Source organism: Roseateles oligotrophus, from assembly GCF_025717515.1.
In the GTDB taxonomy this organism is placed as follows: Bacteria; Pseudomonadota; Gammaproteobacteria; order Burkholderiales; family Burkholderiaceae_C; genus Paucibacter_A; species Paucibacter_A oligotrophus.
The window spans coordinates 317,783-328,958 of sequence record NZ_JAJIRN010000004.1 but is presented as its reverse complement, the minus strand read 5'-3'; the positions used below and the strand labels follow the sequence as shown (position 1 = coordinate 328,958).

At 59.1% G+C, this 11,176-nt stretch carries 6 protein-coding genes; all 6 read left to right on the top strand.

The window, feature by feature from the left end; all coding sequences use genetic code 11:
- The first annotated feature begins 32 nt into the window (after window positions 1–32).
- The gene (locus LNV07_RS10545) at window positions 33–2,546 is read left to right on the top strand and encodes an Ig-like domain-containing protein (protein WP_263571114.1); all 2,514 of its coding nucleotides are present in this window, start codon (window positions 33–35) and stop codon (window positions 2,544–2,546) included.
- 15 nt (window positions 2,547–2,561) lie between these two features.
- A complete protein-coding gene (locus LNV07_RS10540) occupies window positions 2,562–3,128 on the top strand; it encodes a shikimate kinase (protein ID WP_263571113.1) in 567 nt (188 codons plus the stop codon).
- A 42-nt stretch (window positions 3,129–3,170) separates the two neighbouring features.
- Complete coding sequence (aroB, locus tag LNV07_RS10535; RefSeq protein WP_263571112.1) at window positions 3,171–4,292, top strand: 3-dehydroquinate synthase; 1,122 nt, start codon at window positions 3,171–3,173, stop codon at window positions 4,290–4,292.
- 10 nt (window positions 4,293–4,302) lie between these two features.
- A complete protein-coding gene (locus LNV07_RS10530; RefSeq protein ID WP_263571111.1) occupies window positions 4,303–5,445 on the top strand; it encodes a deoxyguanosinetriphosphate triphosphohydrolase in 1,143 nt (380 codons plus the stop codon).
- A 92-nt stretch (window positions 5,446–5,537) separates the two neighbouring features.
- A complete protein-coding gene (locus LNV07_RS10525) occupies window positions 5,538–6,260 on the top strand; it encodes a transposase (protein WP_263571110.1) in 723 nt (240 codons plus the stop codon).
- Window positions 6,261–6,377: 117 nt separating this feature from the next.
- Entirely contained in the window at window positions 6,378–11,165 is a 4,788-nt protein-coding gene (locus LNV07_RS10520) for a glutamate synthase-related protein (RefSeq protein WP_263571109.1), read from the top strand.
- The last annotated feature ends 11 nt before the right edge of the window (window positions 11,166–11,176 follow it).

The window sequence follows — 11,176 nt, the reverse complement described above, 5'->3', positions numbered from 1 at the left end:
TAAAAACCGCTGAATAAATAGGGATTTGCCGCATGAAGTCGATGCAGGCATTGCAGGAGTATGCAGAGATGAGTAGTAAAACCAATCGATTCGGCCGACGCTGCGCGCTTGTGTTGCTGAGCTTGGCCATGGCCGGTTTGCTGGCTGCTTGCGGAGGTGGTGGAAGTGACGCCGGCACTCCGATTTTTCAGGACCCGGCTACCCCGGTAACGCCGCCGGCAGCATCGACTCTGACTGATTTGGCGGTTCTAGGCAGCGTGCCATCGGTACCTAACTCTGGGGCAGAAAAAGTCACCTTCACCATTACCGCCTTGGCCGCCGGTAATACCGCAATCACGGGCATTGAGGTGCCGGTGTCAGTGACCGTCGACAGCGGAGCCATCGTGACGCCATCGGCTAAAGTGACCAGCAAGGATACGGGCAGCATGACTGCGGTTGTTCAATTGGTCGATAGAACAAGTCGCACGGTAAAAGTTACCGTTACTAGCGGCAGCGTCACAAAGACCTCCAGCTTTGATGTGGTTGACAGCGTCAATGGCAGCAAGGTGGCGGATCTACGTCTCGTGCTCGATAAGTCCAGCATTCCGAATAATGGTAGTGAAAGCGTCAAGCTAACAGTGACGTCGCTCGATGCCAATCGCAATGTAACCGGAGGTTCGCCGGTGAGCTTTGCCGTGCTTGATGTGCCCGCCGATGGTGCGGTGGTGAACGCATCAGGAAAGTTGACAACCGACCCGGTGACTGGAGACTTGGTTGCAGATGTCAGTTTGGGCAATGACCGTACAAGTCGCCCAATAGCAATAAAGGTGATCAGCGGCACGGTGTCCAGGCAAGTGTCTTTCAACGTCATCGATTCGGTGGCCGTAATTCCCAAGGCCAGCGTTCTCACGCTCTCCATGGACAAAACCACGGTCGGAAATTCGGGTAGCGATACGGTCAACGTTGTGGCAACTGCCAAAGATTCGGCCAATAACGCTTTGGCAGGAATCAAGGTGACTTTTTCGGTTGATCAGAACGCTGTCCTGGTGCCAGGTAATTTGGTGACCGACGCTTTGGGTCAAGCAAAAGCTTCCGTACAAATTGGGGCCGACCGCTCCAGTCGGACAGTTACTGTCACGACGACCAGCGAGGCTTTGAGGCAGAGCAAGTCCTTCACGGTCAGCGGAGCCAAGTTGCAGGCTACTCCCCAGCCTGCGACGCTGCAAGCTGGAGAAAAAGGTGTGGTTGACTATTCGTTGACCGATGTAAATGCCAATCCGATGCCAGATGTGGACGCGATAGTTTCTCCTCCCTCACCTGCGGCAAGTCAGGCTTTGAAATCGGACACGCAAGGCAAGTTCAGACTCAGCTTTACTGTGCCGGCGGATACTGCCCCGGGCCCATATTCGATTCGCGCAAATGCAGGTGGAGTCGCGGTGATTACCACGGTTCAAATCGACTCGAAAATTGATGTAGTGCCCACCGGTACCAATATCGCTTCAGCCACCTTCACGGCCTCACCTTTGGTAGTGAACGTGAATCCGATCGGCAGTTCCGAAAACAGAGCCGAACTTCGGTTGCTCTTCCGCGGTGACAATAATTTGCCAATCAGGAATGTTCGCGTCTTATTGAGTTTTGCTGAAGATGCGGCCGCGACAGACGGAGACATTAGTTCGGGCAAGGATAGAGTTATTACCTCTGACGCAAATGGCGTTGCAGCCGCAAGCTTCATTGCTGGACAGCGCTCAAGCCCGACCGGGCAATTGAAGGTTTACGCTTGTTATGCGAAGGACGATTCGCTCATCTATGCAGATCCGAATGCTGTGCCGCTCAAGAAGCAGCCTTGGGCTCTTGAGAAAAGCGATCCTGCTTATAGGGCGTTTGCTAGTAGCGACTGCAAGGCTCCAAATGTGTTGAAGTCCGTTGCTTTGACAGTGGTTGAGCAGCCTGTTTCGATCTCTATCGGCAGTAATGAGGCGGTACTGACCGGGGCAAGCAGAGGCACCTATATGCAAGAGTTTGTGGTGCTGGTGGTTGATTCAGCTGGCAACCCCAAGGCTGGCGTGCAGTTGTCGCCCCTGGTTGATTTGCCCAGTTATCGCAAGGGTTATTACGACTATGACGCCTTGGGCAAGAGATGGATCCGGCATGAAACCGCAGTCTGCCTGAACGAGGACAGCTCGGTGGGTGTGGGTTATCGGAATGCCACGATAGAAGCCGGGGAGGATGTGAACGGCAATGGGCAGCTGGACCCCCGCAAGTCGGACGTTTCCGTCAGCATGGTCGGTTCGACCAAGACCGACGTGAATGGCGTTGCAATATTGCGTGTTGAGTACCCACAGAGCATGGGTAGTTGGGGGGAGATTGCGGTTCGCGTCAGCGCCTCCGGTGTCTTGAGTCCGCCAGCATGGACTGGGCGTCTGGCGGTTGAGGGCGACACAGTGGGAACATTGAAGGGCACGGAGCGACTTTTGATTGTCCCCATCGATGTGATCAAGAACGAGGCCACGCCTCCTTTTGCGATCAGCCCATATGGCCAAGTTGGCAGTTGCGCAAATCCAAACTAGGCATTCCGTTAGTTGGTGGGTCAAATCATCTCTCTCGTCGGCATGCCCGGCGGTGGCAAGTCCACCGTCGGCCGTGCTTTGGCACGTCAACTGGGGATGCGCTTTGCTGACACCGATGCTGAAATAGAAACTCGTTTGGGCGAATCAATCCGCAGTTTCTTTGATCGCGCGGGTGAGGCTGCTTTCCGGGATATCGAGTCCGAGGTTCTGGCCGATATCCTGGCCCGTGAGGGCGAATTGGTATTGGCCACCGGGGGGGGCATCGTCTTGCGGGACGCTAACCGCGATCAATTGCATCAGCATTCGACGGTCTTGTATTTGCGATCTACGCCAGAGGAGCTGTTCAGGCGGCTGCGGCACGACACGCAGCGGCCGCTCTTGCAGGTGCGCGACCCGCTGGGTAAATTGCGCGAGTTGTATCTGCAGCGCAACCCGCTGTATCGACGCTGTGCTCATTTCGTCCTGGAAACGGGCCGGCCTTCGGTCAACGGCCTCGTGAATATGGCCTTGATGCAGTTGGAATTGGCGGGTCTCGTCGATCCGAATCGTGTTGCCGCGACGGTGGGCGCAGAGAAGCATTGATTGAGGGGGGATCCGATTGACTCGCCCCGTACACTTGCAGCCATGACTGCAGATACTCGCCAAAAAACTCTCAACCAGGCCCAGTTGGTCCCCATCGTGCTCGATGAGGGGCAGCGGGGCTATGACATCCTGATCGGCTCCGGCTTATTGGATGAGCCTAGCAGCTGGCAGGGCTTGTCCAAGGCCGCCAGCGCCTTGATTGTCAGCAATGAAACCGTCGCGCCGCTTTATCTGCAGCGTCTGCGGGCGCAGTTGTCGAAGTATTACGCTCGCGTGGATGCCGTACTTTTGCCCGATGGTGAACAGTTCAAAGATTGGGCGTCATTGAACTTGATTTTTGACCGCCTGCTTGAGACCGCCTCTGACCGCAAGACCGTGCTGTTTGCCTTGGGCGGCGGCGTGATCGGGGACATGACCGGTTTCGCGGCCTCCGTCTATATGCGCGGTGTGCCCTTTGTGCAGGTGCCGACCACCTTGCTGGCGCAGGTCGACTCTTCGGTTGGCGGCAAGACCGCCATCAACCATCCGCTGGGCAAGAATATGCTGGGCGCTTTCTATCAACCGGCTCGTGTGATCGCTGATCTTGATACGCTCGATACCTTGTCCCAACGTGAGCTTTCTGCCGGGTTAGCCGAGGTGATCAAGTATGGGCCGATTGCCGATGCGGCCTTTCTGGATTGGATCGAAGTAAACCTAGACGCCCTGCTGGCGCGCGATAAGTCGGCGTTGGCCTATGCCGTCAAGCGGTGCTGTGAGATCAAGGCTTGGGTGGTGGGGCAAGACGAACGCGAGCAGGGCTTGCGCGCGATCCTGAATTTCGGCCATACCTTTGGTCATGCAATCGAGACCGGGTTAGGTTACGGTGAATGGCTGCACGGTGAAGCCGTCGGATGCGGCATGGTGATGGCCAGTGATTTGTCGGTGCGGCTTGGTTTAATGCCGGCCGAGTTTTTGCCTCGTATGCGAGCCTTGATTGAGCGCGCCGGGCTGCCAGTGGTCGGGCCGCCCTTAGGCGCGCAGCGCTACCTGGATCTGATGCGGGTCGATAAAAAGGCCGAGGGTGGCGAAATTCGATTCGTTCTGGTCGAGGGTCTGGGCAAAGCGGGCATGCATGCGGCGCCCGATGAGTTGGTCGAGATGGTGTTGGCCACCCACTGTGCCTGAGCTCGCTACCATGCCTGTTACGCGAGCCGCCTATGCTTGCGACCCGGCGCAAAGCCGAGGCCGGCGTGTCTTCGAGGCACCGGCGCCGACGCGCAGCGAGTTCCAACGCGACCGCGACCGCATCATTCACAGCACGGCTTTTCGGCGTCTCGTCTACAAGACGCAAGTTTTTCTGAATCACGAGGGAGACCTGTTTCGCACCAGGTTGACCCATTCGCTGGAGGTGGCTCAGCTGGGGCGTTCAATCGGTCGCAGCTTGCGGCTCGATGAGGATTTGATCGAGGCGATTGCTTTGGCCCATGATCTGGGCCACACGCCCTTTGGTCATGCCGGGCAAGATGTGCTGGACGACTGCATGCAGGGCCACGGTGGCTTCGAGCACAACTTGCAATCCCTGCGCGTGGTCGATAAGTTGGAGCAACGTTATCCGGCGTTCGATGGACTTAATCTTTGTTTCGAGACCCGGGAGGGTATTCTCAAACATTGTGCTCGTCGAAATGCTTTGCTGCTGGAGGCGGCCGAGCCCGGTGGGGTCGGTGAGCGCTTCCTGCTTGGCCATCAGCCGAGCCTAGAGGCGCAACTCTGCAATCTGGCTGACGAGGTGGCCTATAACTCGCATGACATTGACGATGGGGTAAGGTCTGGATTGCTGGACTTGGAACAGTTGGAAACCGTGCCTTTGGTGCAAACCTATCTGCGCGAGGCGCTCGCCGCCTACCCAAGCTTGAATGGCAAGCGCCTGCTGGCAGAAACCATACGCCGCATGCTGTCGGCCCAGGTCTACGACATCATCGATGCCACGGGAGCGGCGTTGGAGGCAGCCCAAGCCGCTGACGTACAGGCGGTGCGATTGGCCGGTCCTTTATTACGCTTTAGCCCGGCAATGCGCGCCGCGAGCACCGAGTTGAAGCGTTTCCTTTTTGCCCAACTCTATCGCCACAGCCAGGTTCAAGCCACGCGGGCAAGGGCCGAACAAGTGCTGCGCGACTTGTTTCGCATCTACGCCTCCGACCCGCAGCAAATGCCGGCCGAATATTTGCAAGAGATCGACCCAAGCGATCTGCCGCGTGCCTGCGCCGACTACATCGCCGGCATGACCGACCGCTTCGCCATCCGCGAGCATCAGAGGCTGACCGGCCTGTCCTTGTTTTGAATCCCTCCTTAAATAGGGTCAGGTTCATTTAATTGAATCTGTAAAATGGGGTCAGGTTCATTTACTGCGCCCATTCAGCCGGGCGGACACCCATGGCCAGACTTCCACGCCTCATGCTTGCCGGGCAGGCACACCACGTCATACAGCGCGGCAACAACCGCCAGCCCATTGTTCTTGCGGATGCAGATCGCCAGCATTACTTGGAGCAGTTGCACGACTGCGCCCTCACTCATAAGGTCGCCATTCATGCCTATGTGCTAATGGACAACCACCTGCATCTGCTCGCTACACCCGAGGCGGAGGAGGGTATCAGTCAAATGATGCAGGCGCATGGGCGCCGCTATGTGGGGTGGTTTAACCACAAGTACGAACGCAGTGGCACGCTTTGGGAGGGGCGATTTCGGGCCGCCCTGATCGATAGTGAGCATTACTTGATGGCCTGCATGCGCTATATCGAGTTGAACCCGGTTCGAGCAGGCATATGTGCCAATGCTGAAGACTATCGTTGGTCCAGCTGTGCGCATCATCTGGGTCGACGCAGTGATCCACTGGTCAACGATCACCCTATGTTCTGGTCAACTGGCAACACCCCGTTCGAAAGGGACTTGGCCTATCGCGAACTGCTGAATCAAGGATTGTCCGAAACTGAACGCCTGCAATTCCATGAGTCTGCGATGAAGGGGCGGCCGCTGGGTTCGGCAGGATTCTTGCGGAGCTTGGCCGAAAAAACCTTGCTGCCGCTGGAGGTCAGGCCAAGGGGCCGGCCCAAAAAGCAGACATCAAGTGAGTCGATAAATGAACCTGACCCCATTTAATTTGCGTTAATTGAAGCGCAGGTAACTTAAATGAACCTGACCCTATTTAATTTGGCTTGATGACTTTGCTGCGCTGCAGTAACCTTCGGTCTGTAGTGGATTACCGAGGACCGCGCCATGACCCGATCGACCCAGGCCGCAGCAGGCTTTGAGCAAACGCAAGAGCTGCAGCAACAACAAGCTGAGAAGCAAGACTTGGCCGCGCATGGCCTGTACCGGCCACAGAATGAGAAAGACGCCTGCGGCCTTGGCTTTGTTGCGCATATCAAGGGTCTGAAGGCGCATTCGATCGTCCAGCAGGGGCTGAAGATTCTCGAGAACCTCGACCACCGGGGTGCGGTCGGTGCCGACAAGCTGATGGGCGACGGTGCCGGCATCTTGATCCAGATTCCGGACGAGTATTTCCGCGCTGAGATGGCCGTTCAGGGCGTTGACCTGCCGCCGCCCGGCGAATATGGCGTCGGCATGATCTTCCTGCCCAAGGAGCATGCGTCGCGACTGGCTTGCGAGCAGGAATTGGCCCGCGCGATCAAGGCCGAGGGTCAGGTCTTGCTGGGCTGGCGCGATGTGCCGGTCGATGCCGAGATGCCGATGTCGCCGACCGTGCGTGCCAAAGAGCCGATCATTCGCCAAATTTTCATTGGCCGCGGCCCGGATATCATTGTTCCCGATGCCTTGGAGCGCAAGCTCTACGTGATCCGCAAGACGGCCTCCAGCGCCATTCAGGCGCTGCAGCTGACCCACAGCCGCGAGTATTACGTGCCCAGCATGAGCTGCCGCACCATCATCTACAAGGGCCTGCTGCTGGCCGACCAAGTAGGCAGTTACTACAAGGACTTGGCCGACCCGCGCGTGGTCTCCGCCATCGCCTTGGTGCACCAGCGCTTCTCGACCAATACCTTCCCCGAGTGGCCGCTGGCCCACCCCTACCGCATGGTCGCCCACAACGGCGAGATCAACACGGTCAAGGGCAACTTCAACTGGATGCGCGCCCGCGAAGGCGTGATGAAGTCGCCGGTCTTGGGCGACGATCTCGAAAAGCTCTACCCGATCAGCTTCGAGCACCAGTCCGACACCGCCACCTTCGACAACGCAATCGAGCTGTTGACGATGGCCGGCTACCCGCTTGCTCATGCCGCGATGATGATGATCCCGGAAGCCTGGGAGCAGCACGAGATGATGGATCAGCGCCGCCGCGCTTTCTATGAATACCACGCTGCGATGATGGAGCCTTGGGACGGCCCGGCCGCGATGGTCTTCACCGATGGTCGCCAGGTCTGCGCCGCACTCGACCGCAATGGCCTGCGCCCTGCGCGTTACTGCATCACCGATGACGACCTGGTCATCCTCGCGTCCGAAAGCGGCGTGCTGCCGATCCCCGAAAACAAGATCGTCAAGAAGTGGCGTCTGCAACCGGGCAAGATGTTCCTGATCGACCTGGAACAAGGCCGCATCATTGACGACGAAGAGCTGAAGAACCAATACGCCAACGCCCGCCCTTATCGGCAGTGGATCGAGAACGTTCGCGTCAAGCTGGATGACATCGCAGTGATCGATACCAAGCCGGTCGCCTTTGAATCCTCACTCTTGGACCGTCAGCAAGCCTTCGGTTTCACGCAAGAAGACATCAAATTCCTGATGGCGCCGATGGCCACCAATGGCGAAGAAGCGCTGGGCTCGATGGGCAATGACTCGCCCTTGGCCGTGCTGTCGTCCAAGGACAAGCCGCTGTTCAACTATTTCAAGCAGTTGTTCGCCCAGGTTACCAACCCGCCGATCGACCCGATCCGCGAAGCGATCGTGATGTCGCTGAACAGCTTTATCGGCCCGAAGCCGAATCTGCTGGACATCAACGCGGTCAATCCGCCGATGCGTCTGGAAGTGTCACAGCCGGTGCTGGACTTCAAGGACATGGCGCGTCTGCGCCAGATCGAGGCGCATACGCATGGCAAGTTCAAGCCGTATGAACTGGACATTACTTATCCGCTCGCCTGGGGCCATGAAGGCGTCGAGGCACAGCTGGCTTCGCTGTGCGCCGAGTCGGTCGATGCGATCAAGAGCGGCCACAACATTTTGATCATCACCGACCGTGGTCTGAGCGAAAGCCGGGTGGCTATTCCCGCCTTGCTGGCGCTGTCCGCCATCCACCATCATCTGGTGCGCGAAGGTCGCCGCACGACCGCCGGCTTGGTGGTCGAGACCGGCAGCGCCCGCGAGGTCCACCACTTTGCCGTGTTGGCCGGCTTTGGCGCCGAGGCGGTTCACCCCTATCTGGCCTTGGAAACCTTGAGCGATATCGCCGCCGGCTTGCCGGGCGATCTGTCGGCCGACAAGGCGATCTACAACTACATCAAGGGCATCGGCAAGGGGCTGTCCAAGATCATGTCCAAGATGGGCATCTCGACCTATATGTCGTATTGCGGCGCGCAGATCTTCGAGGCGATCGGCCTGAAGACCGACTTCGTCGAGAAGTACTTCCGCGGCACGCCGACGCAAGTGGGCGGCATCGGCGTGTTCGAGGTGGCCGAAGAAGCGATCCGCTTGCACCGCGCCGCGTACGGCGACGACCCGGTGCTGGACAGCATGCTGGACGCCGGCGGCGAGTACGCCTGGCGCGCGCGTGGCGAAGAGCATATGTGGACGCCGGACGCGATCGCCAAGCTGCAGCACAGTGCGCGCAGCGGCAAGTTCGACACCTACAAGGAATACGCGCAAATCATCAACGACCAGAGCAAGCGTCACATGACCTTGCGCGGCCTGTTCGAGTTCAAGTTTGATCCGAGCAAGGCGATCCCGCTGGACGAGGTCGAGTCGGCGAAAGAAATCGTCAAGCGTTTCGCCACCGGCGCCATGTCCTTGGGGTCGATCAGCACCGAGGCGCATGCCACTTTGGCCGTGGCGATGAACCGCATCGGCGGCAAGAGCAATACCGGCGAGGGTGGCGAGGATCCTGCGCGTTATCGCAATGAGCTCAAGGGCATCAAGATCGTCGCCGGCACCAAGGTGTCGGACGTGATCGGCAACAAGGTCATCGCGGTCGATTACGAGCTCAAGGAAGGCGACTCGCTGCGCTCCAAGATCAAGCAGGTCGCGTCGGGCCGCTTCGGTGTGACGACCGAATATCTCGTCAGCGCTGACCAGATCCAGATCAAGATGGCCCAGGGCGCCAAGCCGGGCGAGGGTGGTCAGCTGCCCGGCGGCAAGGTGTCCGAGTACATCGGCATGTTGCGTTACTCGGTGCCGGGCGTGGGCCTGATCTCGCCGCCGCCGCACCATGACATCTATTCGATCGAGGATCTGGCGCAGCTGATCCACGACCTGAAGAACGTCAACCCGCGCGCCGATGTGTCGGTCAAGCTGGTTTCTGAAGTGGGTGTGGGCACGATTGCCGCGGGCGTCACCAAGGCCAAGGCCGATCACTTGGTGATCGCCGGTCATGACGGCGGCACCGGCGCATCGCCCTGGTCCTCGATCAAGCATGCCGGCACGCCTTGGGAGTTGGGCCTAGCCGAGACGCAGCAGACCCTGGTCCTGAATCGTCTGCGCGGACGCGTGCGCGTGCAGGCCGACGGTCAGATGAAGACCGGCCGTGACGTCGTCATCGGCGCGCTCTTGGGCGCCGACGAGTTCGGCTTCGCAACCGCGCCGCTGGTCGCCGAAGGCTGCATCATGATGCGCAAATGCCATCTGAACACCTGCCCGGTCGGCGTGGCCACGCAAGACCCGGTCTTGCGCGCCAAGTTCACCGGCAAGCCCGAGCATGTCGTCAATTTCTTCTTCTTCATCGCCGAAGAAGCGCGCCAGATCATGGCACAACTGGGCATGCGCAAGTTCGACGAGCTGATCGGCCGCAGCGACCTGCTCGACACCAAGAAGGGCATCTCGCACTGGAAGGCCAAGGGGCTGGACTTCTCCCGCGTCTTCCACCGCCCGGTCTTGAGCGCCGATGTGGCGCGCATCCATAACGATGTGCAAGAGCATGGCCTGGAGCGTGCGCTCGACGTCAAGCTGATCGAGAAATGCTTGCCTGCTTTCGAGAAGGGCGAGAAGGTCCAGTTCATGCAGGAGGTGACGAATGTGCGCCGCACTGTCGGCGCGATGTTGTCGGGAGAGTTGATCCGCCGCCGCCCCGAAGGCCTGCCGGACCACACCATCTTCATCCAGATGGAAGGCACCGGCGGTCAGAGCTACGGCGCATTCTTGGCCCAAGGCATCACGTTCTACTTGATCGGTGACGCGAACGACTACACCGGCAAGGGCCTGTCGGGCGGCCGCATTGTGGTGCGACCTAGCATCGACTTCCGTGGCGACGCGACCAAGAACATCATTGTCGGCAACACCGTCTTGTACGGCGCGACCCGCGGTGAGGCCTTCTTCCGTGGCGTGGCCGGCGAGCGTTTTGCGGTGCGCCTGTCCGGCGCCTCGGCGGTGGTCGAGGGCACCGGCGACCATGGCTGCGAATACATGACCGGCGGCACCGTCGTCGTGCTGGGCAAGACCGGCCGCAACTTCGCGGCCGGCATGAGCGGCGGTATCGCTTATGTCTATGACGAAGACGGTCAGTTCGCCAAGCGCTGCAATACCTCTATGGTTGCCTTGGACAAACTTTTGCCCTCGGCCGAGCAAGAAGCCACCGTTGACCGCGCCGTCTGGCATCACTTGGGCGATGCGGCAGCGCAGACCGATGAGGCGATCCTGAAGAAGATGCTGGAAGACCACCACCGCTGGACCGGCAGCCAGCGCGCTCGTGATCTGCTGGACCATTGGGCCGACTCACGCGCCAAGTTCGTCAAGGTGTTCCCGCATGAATACCGCCGCGCCTTGGGCGAGATGCATGCCGCCAAGCAGGCCGTCGAAACCATTGAGCAAGCCAAAGCGCCTGCCGCCAAGTCCGTCAAGGCATAAGAGAGAGATTG

Coding starts and splice junctions, on each gene's coding strand:
- LNV07_RS10545 (WP_263571114.1), top strand. CDS start 33: ATGAAGTCGATGCAGGCATTGCAGGAGTATGCAGAGATGAGTAGTAAA.
- aroB (WP_263571112.1), top strand. CDS start 3,171: ATGACTGCAGATACTCGCCAAAAAACTCTCAACCAGGCCCAGTTGGTC.
- LNV07_RS10530 (WP_263571111.1), top strand. CDS start 4,303: ATGCCTGTTACGCGAGCCGCCTATGCTTGCGACCCGGCGCAAAGCCGA.
- LNV07_RS10525 (WP_263571110.1), top strand. CDS start 5,538: ATGGCCAGACTTCCACGCCTCATGCTTGCCGGGCAGGCACACCACGTC.
- LNV07_RS10520 (WP_263571109.1), top strand. CDS start 6,378: ATGACCCGATCGACCCAGGCCGCAGCAGGCTTTGAGCAAACGCAAGAG.